General features: G+C 74.0%; 19 protein-coding genes, 1 tRNA gene and 1 pseudogene. 15 read left to right on the top strand and 6 right to left on the bottom strand.

The features are described 5' to 3' along the window. From ACSNOD_RS10785 to ACSNOD_RS10770, 4 genes and pseudogenes are all read left to right on the top strand, one after another. A pseudogene (locus tag ACSNOD_RS10785) lies at positions 1–765 on the top strand (hypothetical protein); the annotation flags it as partial. 114 nt (positions 766–879) lie between these two features. Next, on the top strand, positions 880–1521 hold the full coding sequence (locus ACSNOD_RS10780) for a class I SAM-dependent methyltransferase (RefSeq protein ID WP_436766607.1): 642 nt from the start codon (positions 880–882) through the stop codon (positions 1519–1521). A gap of 80 nt (positions 1522–1601) precedes the next feature. Further along, positions 1602–2129 carry a nucleoside 2-deoxyribosyltransferase gene (locus ACSNOD_RS10775; protein ID WP_436766606.1) on the top strand — a complete coding sequence of 176 codons (528 nt, stop codon included), beginning with the start codon at positions 1602–1604 and terminating at the stop codon, positions 2127–2129. A 224-nt stretch (positions 2130–2353) separates the two neighbouring features. Then, complete coding sequence (locus tag ACSNOD_RS10770; RefSeq protein WP_436766605.1) at positions 2354–2938, top strand: hypothetical protein; 585 nt, start codon at positions 2354–2356, stop codon at positions 2936–2938. On the opposite strand, the gene ACSNOD_RS10765 is transcribed toward ACSNOD_RS10770, so the two are convergent. Both ACSNOD_RS10765 and bla read right to left on the bottom strand, forming a co-directional pair. After that, positions 2925–3533 (bottom strand): hypothetical protein, encoded by a 609-nt coding sequence (locus ACSNOD_RS10765; protein WP_436766604.1) that lies wholly within the window; start codon positions 3531–3533, stop codon positions 2925–2927. The two genes, ACSNOD_RS10770 and ACSNOD_RS10765, sit on opposite strands and share 14 nt — an antisense overlap. Positions 3534–3704: 171 nt before the next feature. Next, positions 3705–4634, bottom strand: coding sequence for a class A beta-lactamase (bla, locus tag ACSNOD_RS10760; protein ID WP_436766603.1), 930 nt, complete (start codon positions 4632–4634; stop codon positions 3705–3707). A gap of 204 nt (positions 4635–4838) precedes the next feature. On the opposite strand from bla, the gene ACSNOD_RS10755 reads away from it, so the two are divergent. The 8 genes from ACSNOD_RS10755 (at position 4839) to ACSNOD_RS10720 (ending at position 16309) form a co-directional block, all read left to right on the top strand. Then, the gene (locus ACSNOD_RS10755) at positions 4839–6917 is read left to right on the top strand and encodes a M64 family metallopeptidase (RefSeq protein ID WP_436766602.1); all 2079 of its coding nucleotides are present in this window, start codon (positions 4839–4841) and stop codon (positions 6915–6917) included. 197 nt (positions 6918–7114) lie between these two features. Further along, positions 7115–7202, top strand: a tRNA-Leu gene (locus tag ACSNOD_RS10750). Positions 7203–7278: 76 nt separating this feature from the next. After that, positions 7279–8115 carry a formate dehydrogenase accessory sulfurtransferase FdhD gene (gene fdhD / locus ACSNOD_RS10745; protein WP_436766601.1) on the top strand — a complete coding sequence of 279 codons (837 nt, stop codon included), beginning with the start codon at positions 7279–7281 and terminating at the stop codon, positions 8113–8115. 374 nt (positions 8116–8489) lie between these two features. Next, positions 8490–10514: an exo-alpha-sialidase gene (locus ACSNOD_RS10740; RefSeq protein WP_436766609.1), complete on the top strand. Its 2025-nt coding sequence runs from the start codon at positions 8490–8492 to the stop codon at positions 10512–10514. Between the two features lie 167 nt (positions 10515–10681). Continuing rightward, positions 10682–12508 (top strand): AMP-dependent synthetase/ligase, encoded by a 1827-nt coding sequence (locus tag ACSNOD_RS10735; protein ID WP_436766600.1) that lies wholly within the window; start codon positions 10682–10684, stop codon positions 12506–12508. A 154-nt stretch (positions 12509–12662) separates the two neighbouring features. Then, on the top strand, positions 12663–13496 hold the full coding sequence (locus ACSNOD_RS10730) for an aldo/keto reductase (RefSeq protein WP_436766599.1): 834 nt from the start codon (positions 12663–12665) through the stop codon (positions 13494–13496). Positions 13497–13679: 183 nt separating this feature from the next. Continuing rightward, positions 13680–14666 (top strand): LysR family transcriptional regulator, encoded by a 987-nt coding sequence (locus tag ACSNOD_RS10725; RefSeq protein WP_436766598.1) that lies wholly within the window; start codon positions 13680–13682, stop codon positions 14664–14666. 95 nt (positions 14667–14761) lie between these two features. Then, entirely contained in the window at positions 14762–16309 is a 1548-nt protein-coding gene (locus ACSNOD_RS10720; protein ID WP_436766597.1) for a S1 family peptidase, read from the top strand. A gap of 206 nt (positions 16310–16515) precedes the next feature. On the opposite strand, the gene ACSNOD_RS10715 is transcribed toward ACSNOD_RS10720, so the two are convergent. After that, positions 16516–17559, bottom strand: a complete 1044-nt coding sequence (locus ACSNOD_RS10715; protein ID WP_436766596.1) for a serine/threonine dehydratase — start codon at positions 17557–17559, stop codon at positions 16516–16518. A gap of 65 nt (positions 17560–17624) precedes the next feature. Continuing rightward, complete coding sequence (locus tag ACSNOD_RS10710) at positions 17625–17939, bottom strand: 4a-hydroxytetrahydrobiopterin dehydratase (RefSeq protein ID WP_436766595.1); 315 nt, start codon at positions 17937–17939, stop codon at positions 17625–17627. Positions 17940–18143: 204 nt separating this feature from the next. Here ACSNOD_RS10710 and ACSNOD_RS10705 point away from each other — a divergent pair, with 204 nt between their 5' ends. Together ACSNOD_RS10705 and ACSNOD_RS10700 are read left to right on the top strand one after the other, a co-directional pair. Continuing rightward, positions 18144–19958: a hydroxysqualene dehydroxylase gene (locus ACSNOD_RS10705; protein WP_436766608.1), complete on the top strand. Its 1815-nt coding sequence runs from the start codon at positions 18144–18146 to the stop codon at positions 19956–19958. A 116-nt stretch (positions 19959–20074) separates the two neighbouring features. After that, positions 20075–20935 (top strand): helix-turn-helix domain-containing protein, encoded by an 861-nt coding sequence (locus ACSNOD_RS10700; protein WP_436766594.1) that lies wholly within the window; start codon positions 20075–20077, stop codon positions 20933–20935. A gap of 60 nt (positions 20936–20995) precedes the next feature. Here ACSNOD_RS10700 and ACSNOD_RS10695 read toward each other — a convergent pair whose 3' ends face one another. Then, complete coding sequence (locus ACSNOD_RS10695; protein WP_436766593.1) at positions 20996–21373, bottom strand: nuclear transport factor 2 family protein; 378 nt, start codon at positions 21371–21373, stop codon at positions 20996–20998. A gap of 289 nt (positions 21374–21662) precedes the next feature. Between ACSNOD_RS10695 and ACSNOD_RS10690 the strand changes: the two genes are divergently transcribed. Then, complete coding sequence (locus ACSNOD_RS10690; RefSeq protein WP_436766592.1) at positions 21663–22718, top strand: fatty acid desaturase family protein; 1056 nt, start codon at positions 21663–21665, stop codon at positions 22716–22718. Between the two features lie 94 nt (positions 22719–22812). Here the strand turns inward: ACSNOD_RS10690 and ACSNOD_RS10685 are convergent. Beyond that, the coding region (locus tag ACSNOD_RS10685) for an amino acid permease (protein WP_436766591.1) at positions 22813–24203 on the bottom strand (1391 nt) is incomplete at its 5' end.

The raw sequence follows: 24203 nt of genomic DNA, 5'->3' as shown, positions 1-24203 counted from the left end.
CCCTCCGACCACGCCCCCGACCCCCTGGTGCTCACCGTGGGCCGCCGGCTGAACGCCCTCCTCTCCGGCGACCTCCTGCCGCACCACCACCCGCTGCGGCCGCGCCTGACCCGGCTCGCCCGCAAGGTGGACCTGTGGATCGCGCGCCCGACCCACACGGCCGACCGGCCGACCGCCGAGATCCGCTCCTCCCTGGAGGCGGATCTCCAGTCGCTCGACCACGCGATCGCGCGGCAGATCTCCGATAACCCCGAGACGGAGATCATGAACTATCCGGCCCACTTCGGTGATCGGAGCCGGCTCGACCCCGCCGTGCGGGAGGTGGAGTGCCACTGCGGCCGGCCCGCGCAGGAGTTCGTGCGGCGGGGGCTGCTGCCGCAGGTGCTGGACACCGTCTGTGCGGTCTGCATGCGCTGCGGTGACGTCACCTTCCGGGTGCCGGACGCGCCGGAGGTGCGGGCGTACGCGCCCGAGCGGGTGGCGCCCGGCGGCGAGCTGGAGGTGCGGGCCGCGCTCGCGCCCGCCCGCCCCGGGCCGGTGCGCCTGGGGCTCTTCGTCCCCACCTATCTGCGCGCGGACACCGCGGTGGAACCGGCGGGAGTACGGGTGCGGGCGGTGGACCGGAGCGTGCGCGACGTCGCCTTCCGGGTGCGGTTCGCGCCCCGCACCGCGCCCCAGGCCTACTACTTCACCGTCTACGCCGTGCAGGACCTCGCGGTCTCCACGGCGAGGCGTCACTTCGGGGTCGTCCCGAGCCGGGACTGAACCGGGGGCTCGGTGCAGCGCCGAGCCACACGCGTCACAACGAACGTCAGTGACGTCACCGATGTCACCGACGTCATCGGCGTCAGGAAAGTCACCCAGATGAGGACGGTTGCCATGGCACAGCAGCAGAACTCACCCGACGGCACGGCGGGCTCCCCCGCCGTCGAACTGATCGAGCAGAACGGCGAGGTGACCCTGAGCATCGGTGGCGAACAGGCGATGCAGGCGTGGGAGCGGGACCTGATGTGGGCGAGCGCCGATCTGCTCTGCCGGCACGGACAGGACTTCTACGAGGTCGGGCTCGGACTCGGGCTGTCGGCCCTGCGCATCGCCCGCAACCCGGCCACCCGCCGGCACACCGTACTGGAGCTCTTCGACGAGGTGGAGGAGCTCTTCCGCGCCCAGCACCCCGAGCCGCCCCCCACGCTCACCATCGAGCGCGGCGACTTCTTCGAGCGGGTCTTCGACCTGCCGTCCGAGAGCATCGACGGCATGTTCTTCGACCCCGCGCTGGAGATGGACGTGTGGAAGGACGAGGCGCTGTGGGCCAGGGTCATGCCGGAAGTGGTCCGCGCGCTGCGGCCGGGCGGGGTGTTCATTCCGTTCTTCAGCACGAGGCCGGAACTCCGCTGGCAGTACGTCCGGCACTTCCGCACCGTGCGCGTGGAACGCCATCCGTACCGGGCGTACGACACGACCACGTACACGCACGGTACGAGCGGTGACGCGTACATCCAGTGCTTCTACAAGGACTGACGGGGAGCCCGCCCCGGGGCCCCCTTCTCCGATCGATTCCGTCCCGATCGCCTTTCCCTTCACCTCCGAGGAGATCCCGCATGACCACCGCGCCCCTCCACCCGGTTCGCGCCCTCGGCGTGACCAGCGTCTTCGTCGCCGGCCCCTTCACCCAGCTCCTGGACCCGGCCACCGGCGCCATGTCCGGGCGCGTCCGCGCCCCCTTCGCCACGCTCATCGAGCATTTCGAATCCCATGGCTTCGAGGTCCACAACGCCCATCGCAGGGAGGCGTGGGGCGCGGAACTCATGAGCCCGGACGAATGCACGGAGCTCGACCAGAAGGAAATCGAGAAGGCCGACGCGTTCGTGGCCTTTCCCGGTTCCCCCGCCTCCCCCGGCACGCACATCGAGATCGGCTGGGCGAGCGCGTATCGGAAACCCATGGTGCTCCTCCTCGAAGAGGCCCACGAATACGCCTTTCTCATCGACGGGCTCCACACCGTCGCCTCGGTCGAATACGTCCGCTACAGCGACGTCCGCACCGCGCTGCCCGCGATCGACACGGCCCTCCACCGGGCGGTGACGCGCCACCACAACACGTCCCCGGCGCCGGCGCCTCTGGCCTGAGCCCCGGCACCGCCCCCCCGCGGCCGCGGGTCTTCACCGCATGGCGGTCTAGGCGCCGCCACCATCCGGGGGTCCACCGATGGGTGAACGGGCGGAGAGGCGCCGTTCCGGGGTCCCGGGGCAGGGAGGCGTCGGCGGGTTGGCAGACTGGGCCCGGGGCTCTTCATCGCCCCGCGTTTCTCTCATCGATTCCATCGACTTCTCTCAGGAACACGAGGACGGCTGTGCTCATTCGGCGTGCGAGGTGGACCGGTTCGAAGGTGGTCGTGGCGGGGCTGGGGGCGCTGCTGGCGACCCAGCTCGGGGCGGCGGGTGGCGCGTGGGCGGCCGCCGGGGCTCCCGTCGCGGCGGCGCGGGGTGAACGGGCCGCCGCGGGCGAACCGTCGGCGGTGGCCAGGATCACCGAGGGGCAGGTGGCCGAGGTCGGGCCGGGTGGGGCGCTGTTCTACCCGAGCGTCACCAGCTGTCTGACCATCTCGGTCCGGCTGCGGAACGGCGGCAAGGTCGGGGCGCACGCCAGCCTGTTCCAGGTGCCCGGGGAGTATCGGTCGGATCAGATCCTTCCGGCTCTGCGGGACCGCGTGGGGAGCAGGGCCGTGGCCACGGTCGAGGTCAAGGGCGCCGTCGGGGCCTGGCACCCGGACTACTTCACCACGGCCATCGAGAGCCACGGTCCGGGGGACGAGGTTCCGTTCCCGGCGGTGCCGGACCCCGAGGGGCTGGCACGGGCCGTGGCACGCGGCCTCGGGCTGCCGCGCGGCGCGGTGACCGTCGAGGACGTTCCCGACGGGGACCTCACGGTGCGCTGACGCGGCCCGCGTGCCGCGCCGGGCGGCGCAGGACGGAGACGAGGGCCGCGAGCCACATCAGAGCGGCGCAGCCGAGTCCGGGGAGCCACATCCACAGGCCCGCGGGTGTTCCCCGCAGGTGTTCGAGGACGATGACGGCCGTGGCCGTCCCCACCAGCATCATCCCGGACCCCAGCAGGCGCAGCGAGGGCGTGGCCCAGTCGCGGGCCAGGGGCAGGAAGTGGGCACCGACCACGAACGCGGCCCAGGCGTAGACGAGATGGGGCTGGTGCAGTCGGGTGCCGAGCAGTCCGCAGCCGACGCCGATGAGCACGGCCTGCAGCGTGATGAGCGTGGTGAAGCGGATGCGCGGCTCGGGGCGGTCCGGCCGGCGCACCGGCACCGCACCGGCGGCCCGCCCTCGGCGCCTGGAGGTCACGGCGAGCGCCAGTACCACCGCGGCCACCGCGACGACCGCCCACCGCGCCGGGCCGGCGGCCGGGCCGGACAGCCCGGCCATGCCGATGGCGGCCCAGGCGAGCCCGAAGACGGCCCCGATCACGGGTGCCGGGCTGCCGGCCGCCGCGCCGACGGGGTGAGAAGCGGTCGCTGTCATGAGGGCCTCCTTCAGGGCCGGGTCACAGCTCCCGCCCCTGGGCGCCATCGCATCCCGGGCACCTCGACGAATGATGCGTGTCATATGCATGTTATCCGTGTCGGCATCTCGACCGCGGCCCGGCCCTGGCACGCCCCGGCGCGCCGTGGCGCCCAGCACCACCGCTGTCGCTCACGACAACTCCCCCGCCACCACGGACGCCGCGTCCGCGATCAGCTTGTTGTCGTACGCGGCGTCCTTCGCCGTGCGGTTCGACATGATCGCCATGACGATCGGGGCGCCACCGGGCGGCCACACCACGGCGATGTCGTTGCGGGCGCCGTGGTAACTGCCGGTCCCGGTCTTGTCGCCGACCACCCAGTCCTTGGGCACCCCGGCCCGGATCAGCTCGTCCCCGGTGACATTGGTCCGCAGCCACCGCGTGAGCTGCTCGCGTTCGTCCTTGCCGAGGGCGTCCCCGAGGACGAACGCCCGCAGGTCCTCGGCCATCGCCCGCGGCGTGCTCGTGTCCCGCAGCTCACCCGGCGTCCAGCGGCTCAACTCCGGCTCGCGGCGCTCCATGCGGATGACGTCGTCGCCCATCTCCTCCAGGGCGGCGTCGAGCCCCTGGGGCCCGCCGAGCGCGTCCAACAGCAGGTTGGCCGCGGTGTTGTCGCTGTAGCGGACGGCGGCCTCGCACAGATCGCGCAGGCTCATCCCGGTGTCGACGTGCCGTTCGGTCACGGGAGAGTGCTGGATCAGATCGTCTCTGGAGTACCGGATCACCCGGTCCATTCCGCCCAGGGAGTACTTCCGCAGCACGGCGCCCGCGGCCAGCGCCTTGAACGTGGAGGCATAGGCGAACCGTTCACCGTCGTTGTAGGACACCTCGCGCCCGGTGCCGGTGTCGACGGCGTGAACACCGAGCCGCGCGCCGTACACGCGCTCCAGCTCCTTGAATCGGGCGGCGTACGGAGCCGCGGGCGCCGTCGTCGTGGCCCCCTCCGCGCGGGACGGGGGCGCCGAGGCCGCGGAGCCGCCCTGCCCGCAGGCGACGAGCGGAACGAGGGCGAGCGCGGCGAGTGCGCCGAGAACGGCGCGCCGGGCGCGGGTGTGCTGCATGGTCCGGGACCTCCCAGGTCGTACGTGGTCGTGGCTGCCGCCGATCACCCTTCCCCCTGGCGCTCGCACCGCACCTCAGTACTGACAACGTCTCTCCCTTTACTCCGCGTTGACCGCCCCGTACGCTCCCGCCACCGCGGGACCACGCGTCGACGACGACACCACGGCCACGGGTCGCGGCAGTCGAGGGAGGGGAGCACCGCCATGTCATTCCCCAGGAGACCGAAGACGCCCGGCGGGCCGGGGAGCCCGTACGGGTCCTTACGGCAGTACGGGCCTGGCGCACCGTACGAGTCCTTACGGCAGTACGGGGCCGGCGCACCGTACGGGGCCGGCGCACCGTACGAGCCCGGCGAGCCGTACGGGTCGAGGCGGCGCGAGGCGGCGCCACGCGGCCACGGGCGGCGGCGCGCCGGACTGCTGGCCGTCGCGGGCGCCCTGCTCGCCGCCTGCGCCCTCGGCACCGCCCCGTCCGCCGCGGCGCGCCCCACGGCCCCGGCGAACGTGACCGAGGACGCCCGGGTCGTACCCGTACAGCGCACCGGCCCGGCGGAGAAACGTTTCAACCTCGTCGTCCTCGGCGACGGCTACACCGCGGCCGAGATGCCCGCCTTCCGCGCGCACCTCGACAAGCACCTCCAGGTGCTCTGGAGCATCGAGCCGTTCGCCTCGTACCGCTCGTACATCAACGTCTGGGCCGTGGAGGTGCCGTCCCGCGAGTCGGGCGTGGACTGCGACCCCGGCCTCGACTCCCCGCGCCGCGACACGCCCCTCGGCATGGGCTTCTGGAACGGCTGTTCCCCGGACGACGTGCAGCGCCTGCTGACCATGGACCGCGCCGCGGCGAGCGCCCTGGCCGACCTGGTCCCCGGCACCTCGGACGACAACCGCCAGATCCTCGGCCTCGCCAACAGCACCACCTACGGCGGGGCGGGCGGCACCCACGCCACCGCCTCCGGCGGCAACGCGCTGTCCGCGCTGATCACGCCGCACGAGCTGGGCCACTCCCTGGGCGGGCTCCAGGACGAGTACGACTACTACGCGCGCGGCGTCCCGGGCGGCACGCACACGGCCGGCGAGCCGTCCTCCGCCCACCACACCGTACTGACCGAGGCCGAGATGAGGGCCCAGCGGGCGAAGTGGTGGCGCTGGCTCGGCGAGGAGAGCCCCTCCGGCGGCCGCATCGGACGCCACGAGGGCGGCCTGTACAGCACCAAGGGGGTCTGGCGGCCGAGCCGGCACTCGATGATGAAGACCCTCGGCTACGACTTCGACCAGGTGCAGCGCGAGCTGATGACCCGGGCGATCGCGGCCAAGGTGAACCTGGTCCAGGACCACACCCCGAACGGCGTGCCGATCGGCGACGACCGGGTCGTGTGGGTGGACACGCTGCACCCGGTCGGCGGGGAGCTCGACGTCGTCTGGCGGCTGGACGGCAAGCGCCTGCCCGGCACGGGCAACGCCCGCTCCCTCGATCTGCGGGGCCTCTCCCTCGCGGCGGGCCGGCACGCGCTCACGGCCACCGTCACCGACCCCACCCCGTTCGTCCGGGACCCGCGCGTGCGCGCGTCGGCGGCCCTGACCCGCACGGTGAGCTGGACCGTGGACACCGGGATCGACACGGCGCCGACCACCGTGCCGATCGCGTTCACCGGCCACACCGCCACCGACGCCCCGGTCGGCGCCACCGCGGTGGTGCACGCCGACACGACCCACCCCGCCGACCGCGTCCCGGCGGTGCGCTGGGAGATCGACGGACGGCCGGTCGCCAACCCGGGCAACGACCGCGACCTGGACCTGTCCGCCGTGCCGCTGCGCGCCGGCGACCACACCCTCACCGCCCGCATCGCCGGCACCGGCCAGGTGCTGACCTGGACCGTCGACGCGACCCCGGCCACGGCGGCGTACCAGCTCTCCCGGCCCTTGCGCACGATCGTGCGGCCGGGCAGGCCGGTGGAGTACGTCTACGACGGCCCGTTCACCATGAAGCTCACCGCGCGCGACGACCACGACGGCTCGGTGGTCACCCAGTTCCGGGTGAACGGCGACGGCTGGTACACGTACTACGGCTGGCCGACGGACGCGAACGCCCCGTTCCGCTTCACTCCGGGCGGCACAGTCATCGACGATCTCGTCTACGGCAAGCTGGGCACCCCGCGCCTGGTCCCCTGGGACGACGCGACGCCCGAGTACGGCACGCACCGTGTCGAGTACCGCACGATCGACGCGGCGGGCAACGCGGGCCCGCCGAAGGCGTTCCTCGCCACCCTGATCCCCGGCTGACCGCCGCCGGCCTCACCGTACGCAGCGGCTCGAACACGGCCAGCTCCGACCGCTGCCCGCCACCCGCCCGGTCCCGGCACGGACCGGGCGGGTGGCCCCCCACCACCGCCCTGACCGTGGGGAACGCAGGTGAAAGCCACCTCGAACCCCTGGTATCGTTATCCATGTCGCCGCGGGAAACCGGGGCGAGACACCTGGTCCGGGTGGCGGAATGGCAGACGCGCTAGCTTGAGGTGCTAGTGCCCTTTATCGGGCGTGGGGGTTCAAGTCCCCCCTCGGACACCAGCTGAGAAACCCCACTTCACGTGGGGTTTTCTGCTTTTTCGGGCATTCTTTCGACCAGGGGCGTGAGGGAGCGGCGATGGGACGGGTCACCGAGCGCCGGCGCGTGCTGCGCATTCGGGACGGGGCGGTGAGCGCCCGCCCGGACACGCTGGTCGCCGAGGAGCCCCTGGAGATCCGGCTGAACGGCAAGCCGCTGGCCATCACCATGCGGACCCCGGGCGACGACTTCGCGCTCGCCGTCGGCTTCCTGGTCAGCGAGGGCGTCCTGGGGGCGGCCGAGGAGCTCGCCTCCGTCGTCTACTGCGCCGGCGCGCGGGAGGACGGCTCCAATACGTTCAACGTGGTGGACGTCCGCCTCGCGCCGGGGGTGCCCGTTCCGGACATCGCCCTGGAGCGCCACGTCTACACGACGTCCTCCTGCGGGCTGTGCGGCAAGGCGAGCCTGGACGCGGTGCGGACCACCGCCCGCTGGCCGGTCGGCGACCCCCGGCGCCCGGTGCGGGTGACGCCCGAGCTGCTGTCGGCGCTGCCCGACCGGCTGCGGGCCGCGCAGCGCGTGTTCGACCGGACGGGCGGACTGCACGCGGCGGCGTTGTTCGACGGGTCGGGGGCGCTGCTGGAGGTGGCCGAGGACGTCGGCCGTCACAACGCCGTCGACAAGCTGGTGGGGCGCGCGCTCCGGCAGGGCCGGCTGCCGCTGGCCGACGCGATCCTGCTGGTCTCCGGGCGGGCGTCGTTCGAGCTGGCCCAGAAGGCGGCGATGGCGGGCGTGCCGGTGCTGGCCGCGGTGTCGGCGCCGTCGTCGCTCGCGGTGGACCTGGCCGCCGAGACCGGGCTGACCCTGGTCGGCTTTCTGCGCGGCGGTTCCATGAACGTGTACGCGGGCGAGGACCGCGTCGCCTTCGAGCGCTAGGCCGCGTCCGCGAAGCCCCGGCCCCGGTCTTCCGCCGGGCGCGTGCCGCGCGGCACGCCCCCCTCCGCACACGGACGCCCGATCGACTGTCGGCCAGACGGCGCACCGCACCCCCCGCAGCCGACCCCTCGAACGCGGTGAGTCACCGCAATGTCACGCAGGGTTCTTGTGACGGCGAGTGGGAGTCGAGTAACTTCTGCGCTCTGATAACCGGACGTCGGATGTCCGGATGTCCAGATCCAGACCCCCGCGAAGGGCAGGTCCGACTCTTGACGTTCGATGCCCGCACACATTCCCGCTTCCACCCCCGCCCCGGCCTCCTCCACCTCGGCCTCGGCCGCCACCTCCGCCTCGGCCGGCGCCGCGTCTCGGCGATGCTCACCGCGGCCGCCCTCCCGTTCCTGCCGGCCTCGCTCGCCACCGGGCCCGCGGCGGCCTCGCCGGCCTCGACAGCGACCTCGGCACCGTCAGCGGCCTCGGCACCCGCGGCGGCCCCGGCGGCCCCGCCACCCGCGGCGGTCCCGGCTCCGCCCCCCGAGTTCGACCAGCAGGTTCTGTTCGACCCCGCCCGGGAAGCGGGCTACACCTGCTTCCGGATTCCGGCGGTGGTCCGCGCGGTGGACGGCACGCTGCTCGCCTTCGCCGAGGGCCGGGTGGACAACTGCGGGGACGCGGGCGACATCGACCTCGTACTGAAACGATCCGCCGACGGCGGCCGCACCTGGGGCCCCCTTCAGGTGGTCGACCGGGGGCTCGGCGACACCCACGGCAACCCGGCGCCCGTCGTCGACGCCCGCACCGGCCGGATCGTGCTCGCCACCACGTACAACGAGGGGCGCGCGGACTCCCGGCCGTGCGAGGTGCCCTGCGACCGCACCCCGCACGTCCAGTACAGCGACGACTCGGGCGCCACCTGGTCCCGGCCGCGGGACCTGACCGGCTCGATCCGCCGGCCCGAGTGGGGCACCTGGTACGCCACCGGGCCGGTGCACGGCATCCAGCTCACCCGCGGCCCGCACGCGGGGCGGCTGGTCTTCGGCATCAACGCCGAGAGCTGGGACGGCGACCGCATCACCGCCAACCACGCGGCGCTGGTGCACAGCGACGACGGCGGCGCCACCTGGCGTCTCGGCGCGCTGGACACCTGGCCGATCGCCGCCGACGGCGGCTTCCGGCAGAAGCCGTCCGAACTGACCGTGGCCGAGCGCCGCGACGGCTCCGTCTACGTCAACGGGCGGGAGCAGGACGGCACGGACCTCGGACACCGCACCCACGCGGTCAGCCGCGACGGCGGCCGCACGTTCGCCGAGCGGTTCCGCGCCCTCCCCGACCTGTACACCCCGCAGGTCCAGGGCGCCGTGCTCGCCCTGCCGGAGGCGGGGCGAGCGGGGGGCTCGCGGATGCTGTTCTCGGCGCCCGGCGACCCCGACCGCCGGCGCACCATGATGGTGCGCTCCTCGTACGACGAGGGCCGCACCTGGGAGAGCCTGGACCGCGGCAAGGTGGTGACCACCGACTGGTCGGGCTACTCCGACATGGTGAACGTCTCCCCGGGCCGGATCGGGCTGCTGTACGAGGCCGGGCGGACCGACTCCCGGGAGGAGATCAGGTTCGCGCGGTTCACCGAGTCCTGGCTCGGCGGCCGGCGCGGACCGGACCCCACCACCCCCGACCGGGCGCCGGGCGGCGGGAACGCGGCGGTGCTGGGCGGGGCGTGGCAGGTCGGCAGCCCGTTCGGCAGGGCACTGGCGTTCGACGGGGACGACGACGGGGTGCGGCTGCCGTACCACGACGGGCTGCGGCTGGGCACCCGCGACTTCACCGCCGTCCTGTGGTTCCGCTACGACGCGGACCGGGGCGAGCAGCCCTTCCTCTCCCTGGGCGGCACGGGGCTGAAACAGCCTCAGGTCACCCTGACCGGAGAGCCCGGGGAGGGCAGGATCACCGGGCGGATCACCGCGGTGGACGGCCGCTCCCCCGCCGCGACCGCCGTGGTCCACTCCGACGAGGCGTACAACGACGGGGACTGGCACCGCCTGGTGCTGCGCCGCTCGGGCGGTGTGCTCACGCTCATGGTGGACGACGAGGCGTTCAGCGCGCCGGACGTGCCCGGCTCGGTCAGCTCGAACTCTCCGTTCGGGGTGCACCTCGGGGAGGGGATGGACAACCGGGCGCACTTCGCGGGCGTCCTGGACGAGGTGCGGGTGTACAGCAGGGCGCTGTCGGACGCGGAGCTGGAGGAGGACCCGCGCGACGCGCTCGCCGCCGACTCCGAGGAAGCGGATTCCGATGCCGCGCGGCCGGGCCCCACGGGCGCCGACGCCCCACGGTCCGGCGCCGCGGCCGACCGGGACACCGTGCTGTGGCTGCCGCTGGACGAGGTGCGGCGGCGGGGCTGAGCACCACGACGAGACACCGCGACCGGACAGAGCCCGGCCGGCTCCCGTAACGCCGGGGCTGACCAGCGCATATGCCGCTTCGGTCGAATGCCCGGGAGCACTCCCCGCGCACGCCGTCGATCGGGTACGGTCGGCGCCCCTGTGCGAAGGACGCGAGGAGCGAGGCATTGCGCGAGTTCACCGTCCCCCCTGTGGTGACGGCGGCCCAGGCCGGTGGCCTGGCGGACGCCGTCTTCGACCGTGCCGCCGCCGACCCGGGAGCGGTGGTGCTCAGCCGCAGGGGCGAGGACGGGCGGTGGCGGGGAGTGACCGCGGCCGGCTTCCGGGACGAGGTCCTGGCCCTGGCCCGCGGGCTGCTGGCGGAGGGGATACGGTTCGGCGACCGCGTCGCCGTCATCTCCCGCACCCGCTACGAGTGGACGCTGTTCGACTTCGCCCTCTGGTCGATCGGTGCCCTGCCGGTGCCCGTCTACCCGACCGCCGCCACCGAACAGGTGCTGTGGACGCTGCGGGACGCCGATGTCTCGGCCTGTGTCGTGGAGGACGAGGGACACGCCATGACGATCGGCTCGGTCATCGACCGGCTGCCGCGGCTGTCCAGGCTCTGGCAGCTCGACGCCGGGGCGGTGGCCGAACTGACCGGGGCCGGGGAGCGGCTCGACGAGGACGTGGTGCACCGGCACCGGCTGGCGGTCACGCCCCACTCCCCCGCCACCGTCATCCACACCTCGGGCACCACGGGCCGGCCCAGGGGCTGTGTGCTCACCCACGCGAACCTCATGTTCGAGGCGGACACGCTGGTGGCGCGCTGGCAGCCGGTCTTCGCCGCGGGGCCGGGCGAGGAGGCGGCCACCCTGCTCTTCCTGCCGCTCGCCCATGTGTTCGGCCGCGTGGTGCAGGTGGCGGCGGTGCGCGGCGGGGTGCGCGTCGGCCACCAGCCCAGCATGGCGGCGTCCGTCCTGCTGCCGGACCTCGCCGCGTTCCGCCCCACGTTCGTCGCGGCCGTGCCCCATGTCTTCGAGAAGCTCTTCCAGGCGGCGCGGCGGGCGGCCGAGGCCGAGGGCCGCCTCGGCCCGTTCGACAAGGCCGTCGACGTGGCCGTCCGCCATGCCGAGGCCCTGGAGCGCAAGGCGTTCGGCACGGGGCCCGGGCCCGGCGCCGCGCTCCGCGTCCAGCACCAGCTCTACGACAGGCTGGTCTACGGCAGGGTGCGCGAGATGCTCGGCGGCCGGGCGCGCCACGCGATGTCGGGCGGGGCGGCGATGGACCGCCGGCTCGGGCTGTTCCTCGCCGGGGCGGGCGTCACCGTCTACGAGGGGTACGGTCTCACCGAGTCGACCGCCGCGGCCACCGCCAACCCGCCGGGCCGCACCCGCTTCGGCACGGTGGGCCCGCCGCTGCCCGGCACGGCCGTACGGATCGCGGAGGACGGCGAGGTGCTGCTGCGCGGCGGCCATGTCTTCCACGGCTACCTCAACGACCCCCGGGGGACCGACGCCGTACTGCGCGACGGCTGGTTCGCCACGGGCGACCTGGGGGCGCTCGACGCGGACGGCTATCTGACCATCACCGGCCGCAAGAAGGAGATCCTGGTGACCTCGGGCGGCAAGAGCGTGTCCCCGCTGCCGCTGGAGGAGCGGGTCCGGGCGCATCCCCTGGTCGCCCAGTGCCTGGTGGTGGGCAACGACCGGCCGTACGTCGCGGCCCTGGTCACCCTGGACCCGGACGCGGTGGCCCACTGGTTCCACATGCGCGGCGAGCGGCCGCTGCCGCCGGCGGACCTGGTGCGCGACCCGGCGCTGGAGGCGGAGATACGCCGCGCCGTGGTGACCGCCAACGCGCGGGTGTCCCAGGCCGAGTCGATCCGCACCTTCCGCATCCTCGCCGCCCCCTTCACCGAGGAGCAGGGACTGCTGACGCCGTCGCTCAAGCTCAGACGCAAGGCGATCGAGCAGGCGTACGTGGCGGAGGTGGAGGCGCTGTACCACCCGTGACGCCCCTCCGCCCCGGGCGGCGGGTCTCCGGCTCGCCCACGGCGCGCGGGCTCGGCGGGCCTTTCGAACGCCCCGCCTATGCTGGGCCACGGACGCATTCCACGGCCGTGAGCCGCCGACGGGCGGGTATCGGCCCAGGTCACGGAGGCAGTACGTGAGCGAGGTTCCCTTCATCCCCCTCAACAACGGCGTGCGGATGCCGCAGCTGGGCTACGGCGTCTGGCAGGTGCCGGACGACCAGGCGCGCGAGGCGGTGGGCGCGGCGCTGGCGGCCGGCTATCGCAGCATCGACACGGCCTCGGCGTACGGCAACGAGGAGGGCACCGGCCGAGCGCTCGCGGAGTGCGGGATTCCGCGCTCGGAGCTGTTCGTGACCACCAAGGTGTGGAACGACTGCCACGGGTACGACGCGGCGCTGCGGTCCTTCGACGCCTCGCTGGAGCGGCTGGGTCTGGAGTACGTGGATCTGTACCTCATCCACTGGCCGGTCCCCTCGCGCGGCGCCTTCGTGGACACCTGGCGGGCGCTGGAGAAGGTGTACGCCGACGGCCGGGCGCGGGCCATCGGCGTCTCCAACTTCCGGCCGGCGCACCTGGAGCGGTTGATCCGGGAGAGCTCCGTGGTGCCGGCCGTCAACCAGATCGAGCTGCACCCGTGGTTCCAGCAGGGCGAGGCGCGCGCGTACCACGCCGAGCACGGCATCGTCACCGAGGCGTGGTCCCCGCTGGGCCAGGGCAAGGGGCTGCTGGCGGAGCCCGTGGTGCGGAAGGTCGCCGAGAAGCACGGCCGCACGGCGGCGCAGGTCGTCCTGCGCTGGCATTTGCAGCTGGGCCAGGTGGCGATCCCCAAGTCGGTGACGCCCGCGCGCATCCGGGAGAACATCGACGTCTTCGGCTTCGAGCTGGACGAGGCGGATCTCGCCGCGATCGCCGGGATGGACGCGGGCACGCGGCTGGGCCCGGACCCGGAGACGTTCGGCGACGCCTGAAGGGGGCGCCGGGCGGCCGCCCGCCGTCTCGGGCGGGCGGCGCGGGCGGCGGTGGCCCGGCTCCGGCGGTGACCACGGGGCGGTGGCCCCGGTGACGACAGGTCCGCTTCCGACGCCCCCGAGGGCACCGGAGCCCTCCCGGTGTATTGCCGCCTCCTGAGCCCCGGCCGTACGTTCCGGGACATGGAGCTGGAGCTGCGCCATCTCAAGACGATCAGGGCCATCGCGGAGGCGGGCAGCCTCACCCGCGCCGCCGCCGCGCTCGGCCTGGCACAGCCCGCGCTGAGCACCCAGCTCAAGCGGATCGAGCGGGCGCTGGGCGGCCCGCTGTTCGAGCGGGACCGCACCGGCGCGCGCCCCACGCTCCTCGGTGAGCTGGTCCTGGAGCGGGCCCGCGTGCTGCTGCCGGCGGTGCGCGAGCTCCAGGAGGAGGCCGTGCGGTTCGCCAACGGCCAGGGCCGGGTGGCGCGCCACCGCCTCGGCGGCACCCACGGCCCCCTGCTGGGCGCCCTGGTGGACGGGCTGGCCGGGGCCCATCCGGCCGCCTCCGTGAGCACCTATGTCTCCTGGTCCGTGCGGGAGATCGCGGATCTGGTCGTCGCCGGGCGGCTGGACTTCGCCCTCGTCGGCGCGTGCGGGCAGAGCGCTCCCCCGGCCGCCGACCAGCTGGTGTGGCGCACGGTCGGGGTGGACCCGGTGTTCGTGATGCTGCCCGAGGACCACCGGCTCGCCGGAAACCGCGAACTGGCGCTGGGCAAGCTGGCCGAGGAGTGCTGGACGGACGTGCCGGGCGAGGGCTGCTTCGCGGAGTGCTTCGAGACGGCCTGTGCGCGCGCCGGGTTCATGCCCCGGTCGGTGTTCGAGACGGATGTGTCCTCGTGCGTGCACCTGGTGCGGGTGGGGCGGGCGGTCGGGCTGTGCCGGGCCAGTTTCCCCCCGACGCCCGGGGTGGTGACTCGGCCGATCGCGGGCGCGCCGCTGAGCTGGCGGCATCTGATCGGCTGGCATCCGGAGGCGCCGGCCGCCCGGGGCGCGGCCGCCGTGGTGGAGCTGGCCCGCGCCGCGCACGCCGAGGCCGTACGGCGCAGCGACAGCTATCGGGAGTGGCTCGCGGACCGGGGGCGGGCGGCGGGGGCGGCGGCTCTCCTGCCGTTCGGCACGGCGACATAACGCCACGACAGGACGGAGCCGACAGTGATTGACAGGTTCACGTCCAGTGCGGGCGCGGCTACGGTGTCGCCACCCCCACGACAAGGAGACACTCCATGCTCCTGCTCCGTAGACGTGGCGTGCTCGCGAGCTGCTGCGCCACCGCGATCGCCGCCCTCAGCCTCACGGCCTTCAGCCCGGCGGGGTCCACCGCTCAGGACACCGCCCCGGCCGCCGGCCGGACCGCCGCCGCCGGGGCGCCCGCGGCGGACGGCCGGACCGTTCCCGACACCCCGCCGGGGGTTCTCGAGGCCCTGCGGCGCGACCTCGGCCTCACCGCCGCCGAGGCCGAGGCCCGGCTCGCCAACGAACGCGCCGCCGCCCCGGTCGAGGCGGCGCTGCGCCGCGCCCTCGGCGACCGGTTCGGCGGCGCCTGGGCCGCCGGCCCGACCGCAGTTCTGACGGTCGCCACCACCGACCGGGGCGCCGTCCGCGCCATCGAGACCGCCGGGGCCCGGCCGGTGGTCGTCGACCGGAGCCTGAAGGAACTGACCGCCACCAAGGCCGCCCTGGACCGCGCCGCCCACCGCAAGGCGCCCGGCGCGGCGCCCGTCTGGTACGTGGACGTGACGAGCAACAGCGTGGTCGTGCGGTCGCCCGAGCCGGGGGCCGCCGCGGCCTTCGTCGCCGCCAGCGGCGCGGACCGCGAGGCCGTGCGCGTGGTGCGCTCCGACGAGAGCCCGCGCCCGTACTACGACGTGCGCGGCGGGGAGGCGTACTACATCAACGGCCGCTCCCGCTGCTCGGTGGGCTTCTCGGTGACCCGGGGCACGCAGGGCGGCTTCGTCACCGCCGGGCACTGCGGCCGGCCCGGCGACTCCGTCACCGGCCACAACCAGCAGCCCATGGGCAGCTTCCAGGGGTCGTCCTTCCCCGGCAACGACTACGCCTGGGTCGCGGTCAACAGCAACTGGACGCCCCGGCCCTGGGTGAAGGGACCGGGTGGCGCCAACGTCGTCGTGCGCGGCTCGACCCAGGCCCCCGTCGGCTCCTCCGTCTGCCGCTCCGGCTCGACCACCGGCTGGCACTGCGGCACGATCCAGCAGCACAACACCAGCGTCACGTACCCCCAGGGCACCATCACCGGGGTGACCCGCACCAACGTCTGCGCCGAACCGGGCGACTCCGGCGGCTCGTTCATCTCCGGCGACCAGGCGCAGGGCATGACCTCCGGCGGCTCCGGCAACTGCCGCTCCGGCGGTACGACCTACTACCAGCCGGTCAACGAGGCGCTGAGCGTCTACGGGCTCAGCCTGGTCACCGAAGGCGGCGGCGACCCCGAGCCGCCGGCCGGCTGCCAGGACTCCAAGGAGAAGTACACCGGTGACCTGACCAGCGGGCAGAACGTCTACCAGCCCAACGGCTCGTACTACGAGACCACCGCCAGCGGGACGCACCGCGGCTGCCTCGACGGCCCGGACGGTGTGGACTTCGACCTGTACCTCCAGAAGTGGAACGGTTCGGCCTGGACCACGGTGGCCGAGAGCACGAGTGAGGGCCCCGACGAGAGCGTCGACCACAACGGCACGGCGGGGCGCTACCGCTACCGCGTGCACGCGTACGACGGGTCGGGCGCGTACACGCTCGGTGTGATCCGCCCGTAGCCGGACCCACGTAGCCGGCCCCCCCCCGTCGTCGGGCCCCATCGTCGGCTCTCCGCCGAGGTCGCTGTCGACGGCCCTGCGACCGCCGGCTGTTCGATCGCCGCGCCGCCGCCCGCCGTGTGCGGGTGGCGGTGCGGCGGCGTGTACGGGGAGCATGATCGGCAGCGTGCGCGGGGAGCGGGTTCGCTACGACGGCCCGCGCCGGATCAGGTCGCTCGAACCAGGTCGCTCGGGTCGGTGTTCGCCCCGCAGAGGACGACCGCGACGCGCTCGTCGGGCGCGGGGGTGTACGCGCCGGTGGTGAGCGCCGCGAGGGCGGTGGCGGCGGCGTGTTCGACGGCGAGCCGGCGGTGGTCCCACAGCGCCCGGCGGGCGGCGACGACGGCGCCGTCGTCGACCGTGACGGAGGTGACGTGCGGCTGCCGGGCCGCGGCGAGGGCCATGGCGGAGACACGGCGGGCACCCAGCGAGTCGGCGGCGACGGAATCGACGTCGACGTCCACGATCGCGCCGGCCTCCAGGGCGGCGTTCAGCGCGCGGCAGCCGGCCGGTTCGACGGCGACCACACCGATGCCGTGGGCCGCCGCGGCGGTCGCGACGCCGGCGAACAGCCCGCCGCCGCCCACCGCGACGACGACCGTGTCCACCCCGCCCGGCACCGCCCGGACGACCTCCGGCAGCAGGGTGCCGGCGCCGGCGGCGATCAGGGGATGGTCGTAGGCGTGCGACTCGACGGCGCCGGTGCGGGCGGCGAAGGCGCGGGAGGCGTCCAGCGCCTCGGCGTACTCGGCGCCCACCCGGCGCACGTCCGCGCCCAGGGTGCGGAGCCGGTCGACCTTGACGGCGGGCGCGGTCGTGGGCAGGAACACCGTGGCCGGCACGCCCGCGTCGCGCGCGGCCCAGGCACAGGCGAGCCCGGCGTTGCCACCGGAGGCGATCACCACGCCGGCCTCCGGCATGGCCCCCTCCGCCAGGTGCGCGACGGTGAAGTTGAGCGCGCCGCGGGCCTTGAAGCTGCCCGTGTGCTGCATGAACTCCAGTGCCAGCCAGGCCGGGCCGCCGGGCAGGGCGCCGTCGTCGAGCGGGGCGGCGGTCACGGGCCGCACCCGGCCGGCGATCCGGCCCGCGGCCGCCTCGATGTCGCGGGCGTCGATGCCGAGCGCGCCCGGGGCGTCGACGCCGGTCGCTGTTCCGGTTGTGGTTGTGGTTCCGGTCCCGGCTTCGGCATCCGTGCCGGTTGTGGTCGTCATGCTGGGCCGCTCCAGGGTGATGGGACGAACGGGCGAGCGAGGGACAGGGGCCGCGAGCCCCCTCCTCAGGATTCGCGCCCGACCCCGTGTTCCTCGACGAGCTCCTCGATCCGCCGTGCCAGGTCCACGTCCAGCTCCGTGACCCGGCCGCCCACGCTGTGCGTGTTCACGGCCACCGTCACCTTGTCGTAACTGAGCGTCAGGTCCGCGTGGTGGTCCCGGTGATCCTGGACGCGGGCGATCTGACCGACGATCGCCGCCGCCGCGAGGTGCCCCTCGAAGGTGAATGTCCGGGTCAGTTTGTTGTCGTCGAAGGACCAGCCGCGCAGGTCCTTCAGCGCGGTCTGGATCTCCTGCCGCGAGAGCGGTTCCGGTGCCATGAGAAGGCCGCCTTCCGTCCGTGCCGCCGCCGATGCCGGTATCGGTGCCGGTGTCGCGTCCACCCTGCCACCCGCCGTGGTCGGATTCGAGCCAATGCACGGGTGCGTCAGGGGCCCACTACCGCGTTGGGTGCGGTACTCCTATGCTCCTGCGCCGCCGGACACGGCGATGTGCCGACGGGTGAGGGGTGCCGAATGGACCGAATGGACACGGGTGGGACGCGGCGGGCGTTCGTCGCCGGCGCCGCGGCGCTGGGCGGTACGGCGGCGCTGGGCGGTACGGCGGCCGCCGCGCCCCGAAGAGCCGACGGACCCCGTACCGGCCCCGGGAACCGCGGCGGGACCGGCCGAGCGGGCGCGGCACGGCAGACCGTGGCCGTACTGGGCGGCGGGGTCGCCGGCCTGACCGCCGCCCACGAGCTGGCGGAGCGCGGCTTCGCCGTGACCGTCTACGAGCGCAAGGCGCTGGGCGGCAAGGCGCGCAGCATCGACGTACCGGACAGCGCGACCGGAGGCCGCCGACCGCTCCCCGGCGAACACGGCTTCCGCTTCATCCCCGGCTTCTACCAGAACCTGCCCGACACCCTCCGCCGCATCCCCTTCCCCGGTAACCCGAACGGGTGTCACGACAATCTCGTCGCCTCCACCGAGGTGCTCTTCGCGCGCATCGGCCGCGAGGACATCCGGCTGCCCTTCGGCACCGTCGGCACGCCCCCGGAGCTGCTCACCCCCGACGAGCTGCTCCGCGCGATCACCGGCCTGCTGCTCACCGCCACCCGGCTGCCGGCCCACGAGGTCACCTACTTCGCCAACCGCGTACTGGTCTTCCTCACCAGCTGCGAGCAGCGGCGCCTGGAGGTGTGGGAGCGCACCCCCTGGTGGACGTTCGTCAGGGCGGCCCGGATGTCGGAGGAGTACCAGCGGCTGCTCGCCATCGGCATAACGCGCAACATCATCGCCACCAAGGCGGAGGTGGCCAGCACCCGTACGGTCGCCAACTGCTTCGAGGCGTTCATCTTCAACGTGCTGGGGCGCGGCGCCGACGGCGAGCCCGACCGCGTCCTCGACGCGCCCACCAACGAGGCGTGGATCGACCCCTGGGTGCGGCATCTGCGCGGGCTCGGGGTGCGCTTCGAGCTGGGCGCGACGGTGACGGACCTGCCGTACGCGGACGGCCGGGTGGCCGGGGCCACCGTCAGCCGCGCCGATGGCACCCGTCACACGGTCACCGCCGACCACTACATCTGCGCGATGCCGGTCGAGCACGCCCGCCGCACCTGGGGGCCGGCGCTGCGCGCCGCCGACCCGCAGCTGGGGCGGACCGACCGGCTGCAGACCGACTGGATGACCGGCATCCAGTTCTATCTGACCGAGCCGACGCCCGTGGTGCACGGGCACGTCAACCACCTCGACTCGCCGTGGTCGCTGACCTCGGTCGGCCAGGCACAGTACTGGAAGGAGCGCGACTTCCCGAGCGACTACGGCGACGGCCAGGTCCGCGAGTGCTTCTCGGTGGACGTCTCCGAGTGGGAGAAGCCGGGCATCCTCTACGGCAAGCCGGCCAAGCAGTGCACCCGCGAGGAGGTCGCCCGCGAGGTGTGGGCCCAGCTCAAGGCGGGGCTCAACGACACGGGCCGCACGGTGCTGCGCGACACCGCGCTGCACTCCTGGTTCCTGGACCCGGCCGTCCAGGACCTGGGCACCCCGCGGGCGAGCAACGACGAACAGTTGCTGATCCACCCCACCGGCACCTGGTTCAACCGGCCCACCGCGCACACCGCGGTGCCCAATCTGTTCCTGGCCGGCGACTACGTCACGGTCGACGTCGACCTGGCGACCATGGAGGGCGCCAACGCCTCGGCGCGCCAGGCGGTGAACGCACTGCTCGACCGTACGGGGTCGGACGCGGAGCGGTGCTCGGTGACGCCGCTGTACCGGGCGCCGGAGTTCGAGGCGCTCAAGCGGCACGACGAGACGCGCTACCGGCTGGGGCTGCCGAACGCGTTCGACCTCGGCTGAGTGCTTGTCGTCATGCCCCGCCCGGGGCGCCGCCCGGTGAGGGCCACGCTCCGGGCGGGGCGGCGCCCGGTGGGGGTGGCACCCCGCGCTGGGAGACGCCCCGTTAGGGTCGGCGCATGACCGCTGTGCTTCCGCCGGAGCGTCTGCCGGCCGCGACCGGCGTCGGGCCCCTGCTGCGCGTCTGGCGGGAGCGGCGCCGGCTCAGCCAGCTCGACCTGGCCCTGCTCGCCGACTCCTCCGCCCGGCACATCAGCTTCATCGAGACCGGGCGGTCGCGGCCCAGCGCGGAGCTGCTGCTGAAGCTGGCGGAGCGGCTGGAGGTGCCCATGCGCGAGCGCAACGCGCTGCTGCTGGCGGCCGGCCACGCGCCGCACTACCCGCAGACGCCGGTGGACGACCCGGCGATGGCCGGCCTGCGCGGCTGCCTGGACCGGCTGCTGACCGGCTACGAGCCCTTTCCGGCGCTGGTGGTGGACGGGGTCTACGACGTGCTGGCGGCCAACCGGGGCGTGGCCATGCTGCTGGAGGGGGTGGCCGGCCACCTGCTGGAGCCTCCGGTGAACGCGATGCGGATCACGCTGCACCCGGAGGGGCTGGCGCCCCGCATTCGCAATCTGCGCGCGTGGCGCGGCGAACTGCTCGCCCAGATGGAGCGGCAGATCGCGCTGGTGCGGTCCCCGCGGCTGCGGGAGCTGTACGAGGAGGTGAGCGGGTATCCGGTCGCGCCGTGCGCGAGGCCGGACCTGGCGGACGCGGGGCCGGACCTGGCTGGGGCGGAGGCGGCGGGCTCCGAAGCAGCGGAGGGGCGGCCGCCGTTCGCGCTGCCGATGCGGATCGAGCGCGAGGGACGGGTGCTGTCGTTCCTGTCGACCATCACCACGTTCAACACCCCCATGGACGTGACCGTCTCCGAGCTGGCCATCGAGACCTTCGTCCCGGCCGACCCGGAGACGGCCCGCTACCTCCGCGACCGTTGACCGCCCGAGCCCGAGCCCGAGCCCGTACGCGTGCGCGGGCGCGTGCGCGGGCCGGTGGTGCTACGCCTCCGGCCAGCGGTCCAGGAACCCGTACACCTGCCGTATCCGCCCGTCCTCGGCGAGTTCGATCACATCGAACCCGGCGACGGGCGCCGACCCGTCGGAGTCGGACACCAGTTCCCAGCGGAACCGGGCGATGTCGTGATGGCCGTCGACCTCCCCGGCGAGCCGGAACGTGAACCCCGGGAACCGCGCCCGGGCCCCGGCGATGAGCGCGGTGACGCCGTCGTGCCCGCCGACCTGGGCGAGCGGATCGGTGTACCCGCCGTCCTCGGTCCACGCCGCCGCGACGGCCTTGCCCCGCGCCTCGTCCCCGGCGACGTTCCAGGCTTCCAGATACCGCGCGACAGCGGCGGCGTGAACCGTGGCAGCGTTCATGGTGATCAACCTTCCGACTGGTGAGTGGTGCGCCCGGGGGCGGGCGCCGCGGGTCGCACGCCCCGGAGTGCGCCGGGACGTGCTTGCCGTGTTCCACCCTGCCGGGGGCCGGGGGCGGCGTCGATGACGTGAGAGGTAAGGCCGACCGCCGGGCCGGGCGGGGGCGGGTGCCACGGCCCTCGCCAGGCCGACCGGGGGCTGCCACCCCTGTCCGGGGGAGGGCCGCACCAGGAGGAAGGGGCCTGCTGACCGGCTGGGGCCGGAAGGCGGCCGGGAGAAGACTCGCTCCATGACGATCACAAGCACCGAACCCGTACGGCCGGCGGATGTTCGGGGGGCGCGCGGGAGCGATTTCGCGCGGCTGGCCCGGCAGGTGACCGAGGCCGGGCTGATGGCGCGCCGCCCGGGCTACTACGCGCTGCGGCTCACGCTCGTCGGCGCGGCGCTCGCCGGCGGCTGGGGCGCCTTCGCCGCGCTCGGCGACTCGTGGTGGCAGCTGGCCGTCGCGGCCTTCATGGCGCTGGTGTTCGGCCAGACCGCGCTGGTCACCCACGACCTCGCCCACCGCCAGGTGTTCCGGTTGCGGCGGCCGAGCGAGATCGGCGGCCGGCTGTTCGGCAACCTCTGCCTCGGCATGGGCTACGGCTGGTGGATGGAGAAGCACACCCGCCACCACGCCAACCCCAACCACGAGGACCTCGACCCGGACGTGGCGCCGGACATTCTCGTCTGGTCGCGGAGGCAGGCGGGGGCCAGCCGGGGGCTGCCCCGGTTCATCGGGCGCTGTCAGGCGTATCTGTTCTTCCCGCTGCTGACCCTGGAGGGGTTCAATCTGCGGGTGTCGAGCGTACGGGCGCTGCGCTCGCGCGATCTGAAGCACCGAGCGCTGGAAGGGGCGCTGCTGTTCGCGCACATCGGCGGCTATCTGGCCGCGCTGTTCCTCGTGCTCTCCCCCGGCAAGGCGCTGGCGTTCCTCCTCGTCCACCAGGCGCTGTTCGGTGTGTATCTGGGCTGCGCCTTCGCGCCCAACCACAAGGGGATGCCCACGTTCACGGGCGACGAGCGGCCCGACTTCCTGCGCCGCCAGGTGCTCACCTCGCGCAATGTCCGCGGCGGGCGGTTCACCGACATCGCCCTCGGCGGCCTCAACCACCAGATCGAGCACCATCTGTTCCCGAGCATGCCGGCTCCGCATCTGCGCCGGGCCCGGCCGATCGTGCGGCAGTACTGTGCGGAGCTGGGCATCCCGTACCACGAGACGGGGCTCGTCGCCTCGTACGGCGAGGCGCTGCGGCATCTGCACCGGGTCGGCGAGCCCATCCGGCGGCGGCGTGCCACCGGATGAGCCGCCCGCGCCCGTACGAACCGTACGAGCCGACCCGTACGCGCGCCGTACGGGTCGTACGCGCGCCCTACGGGATCGGGCCCGTGCCCCTGGTTCAGGCGCTGGCCGCGCGGTCCCGGCGGGCCTTCAGCCAGGCGTAGACCAGCACGCCGGAGAACAGGAACAGCACGCCCTGGTAGACCGCCGCATATCCGGAGCCCGCGACGAGCCACATCGAGAAGCCGAAGGCGAGCAGGGCGAGGACGGTGTCCCGGGCCAGGCGCCCCGGGTTGACCTTCTCCCGCCGCCCCACCGCGAGGAAGTACAGCTGCGCGGCGGTGGCCAGCAGATACGGCACGGTGGCCGTGAAGGTGGTGACGAGGACGAGGATCTCGAAGACCTTCGCCGTGCCGGCGGTGTAGTTGTAGACGGTGAGCGCGGACGCCAGGACGACGGTCACCAGCACACCGACGGTCGGCACGCCCCGGCGCTTGCGGGCGAAGACGGCCGGGAACAGGCCGTCGCGCGCGGCGGCGTACGGGGTCTGGGCGCTGAGGAGCGTCCAGCCGTTGAGCGCGCCGACCATGGAGATCAGGGCCGCGCAGGCCACCAGCGTGCCGCCCCAGGAGCCGCCGAACATCGCGTTCACCGCGTCGGAGAAGGGCGCCGTGGAGGTGAGCAGCTTCTCGTGGGCGACGGTGCCGAAGACGGCGAGCGTGCCCAGCAGATAGACGAGGGCGGCGCCGAGCGTGCCGAGGACGGTGGCCCGGCCGACGTTGCGGCGCGGGTCGCGCACCTCCTCGGCGCTGACCGCCGCCGACTCCACGCCGATGTAGCTGAAGAGCAGCATCGCGGCCGAGGCGGAGACGGCGCCGGCCATGCTGCCGCCCGTGGCGTGGAACGGCCCCAGGTTGTCGGCGTCGAAGAAGAACAGGCCGCCGATCGCGACGAAGAGCAGCGGGGCGAACTTCAGCACGGTGGAAACCAGCTGCACGGCGCCCACGTAGGCCGTTCCGGCGAGGTTCGCCAGGGCGGGCAGCCACTGCAGCAGCAGAGCGGCGGCGATGGTGAGGGCGAGGCTGTGCTTGACCGGCAGCAGCACGTCGAGATAGCCGACGGCGGCCACGGCGAGGGCGGCGTTGCTCACCCAGGTGGTGATCCAGTACGACCAGGCCGCGAGGAAGCCGGCGAAGTCGCCGAACGCCTCACGGGCGTACACATACGGGCCGCCGGTCTGCGGGTGCCGCCGGGCCAGCCGCCCGAAGACGAGCGCGAGGGCGATGGCGCCGAGCGTGAGCACCCCGAAGGCCACCAGGCTGATCGTGCCGTAGGGGGCGACGGAGGCGGGGAGCAGGAAGATCCCGCCGCCGATGATGTTTCCCATGACGAGCGCGGTCGCGACGGGAAGGCCGAACCGGCGGGCGTGCCGGCTCTCGGCCGCTCCCCCGGCCGAAGGCCGCTCGCCCCCGGAGGCGGGGGCCCCGGCGGGGGCGAGCGGCCTTCGGC

The sequence above is a fragment of the Streptomyces sp. URMC 123 genome, from assembly GCF_051386515.1.
In the GTDB taxonomy this organism is placed as follows: domain Bacteria; phylum Actinomycetota; class Actinomycetes; order Streptomycetales; family Streptomycetaceae; genus Streptomyces.
The sequence above is the reverse complement of the archived record's forward strand: the minus strand, read 5'-3'. Positions and strand labels throughout refer to the sequence as shown.

What these genes read in the sequence shown, in the direction of transcription:
- ACSNOD_RS10780 (WP_436766607.1), top strand. Translation starts at nt 880, where the DNA reads ATGGCACAGCAGCAGAACTCACCCGACGGCACGGCGGGCTCCCCCGCC.
- ACSNOD_RS10775 (WP_436766606.1), top strand. Translation starts at nt 1,602, where the DNA reads ATGACCACCGCGCCCCTCCACCCGGTTCGCGCCCTCGGCGTGACCAGC.
- ACSNOD_RS10765 (WP_436766604.1), bottom strand. Translation starts at nt 3,533, where the DNA reads ATGACAGCGACCGCTTCTCACCCCGTCGGCGCGGCGGCCGGCAGCCCG.
- bla (WP_436766603.1), bottom strand. Translation starts at nt 4,634, where the DNA reads ATGCAGCACACCCGCGCCCGGCGCGCCGTTCTCGGCGCACTCGCCGCG.
- ACSNOD_RS10755 (WP_436766602.1), top strand. Translation starts at nt 4,839, where the DNA reads ATGTCATTCCCCAGGAGACCGAAGACGCCCGGCGGGCCGGGGAGCCCG.
- fdhD (WP_436766601.1), top strand. Translation starts at nt 7,279, where the DNA reads ATGGGACGGGTCACCGAGCGCCGGCGCGTGCTGCGCATTCGGGACGGG.
- ACSNOD_RS10740 (WP_436766609.1), top strand. Translation starts at nt 8,490, where the DNA reads ATGCTCACCGCGGCCGCCCTCCCGTTCCTGCCGGCCTCGCTCGCCACC.
- ACSNOD_RS10725 (WP_436766598.1), top strand. Translation starts at nt 13,680, where the DNA reads ATGGAGCTGGAGCTGCGCCATCTCAAGACGATCAGGGCCATCGCGGAG.
- ACSNOD_RS10720 (WP_436766597.1), top strand. Translation starts at nt 14,762, where the DNA reads ATGCTCCTGCTCCGTAGACGTGGCGTGCTCGCGAGCTGCTGCGCCACC.
- ACSNOD_RS10715 (WP_436766596.1), bottom strand. Translation starts at nt 17,559, where the DNA reads ATGACGACCACAACCGGCACGGATGCCGAAGCCGGGACCGGAACCACA.
- ACSNOD_RS10710 (WP_436766595.1), bottom strand. Translation starts at nt 17,939, where the DNA reads ATGGCACCGGAACCGCTCTCGCGGCAGGAGATCCAGACCGCGCTGAAG.
- ACSNOD_RS10705 (WP_436766608.1), top strand. Translation starts at nt 18,144, where the DNA reads ATGGACACGGGTGGGACGCGGCGGGCGTTCGTCGCCGGCGCCGCGGCG.
- ACSNOD_RS10700 (WP_436766594.1), top strand. Translation starts at nt 20,075, where the DNA reads ATGACCGCTGTGCTTCCGCCGGAGCGTCTGCCGGCCGCGACCGGCGTC.
- ACSNOD_RS10695 (WP_436766593.1), bottom strand. Translation starts at nt 21,373, where the DNA reads ATGAACGCTGCCACGGTTCACGCCGCCGCTGTCGCGCGGTATCTGGAA.
- ACSNOD_RS10690 (WP_436766592.1), top strand. Translation starts at nt 21,663, where the DNA reads ATGACGATCACAAGCACCGAACCCGTACGGCCGGCGGATGTTCGGGGG.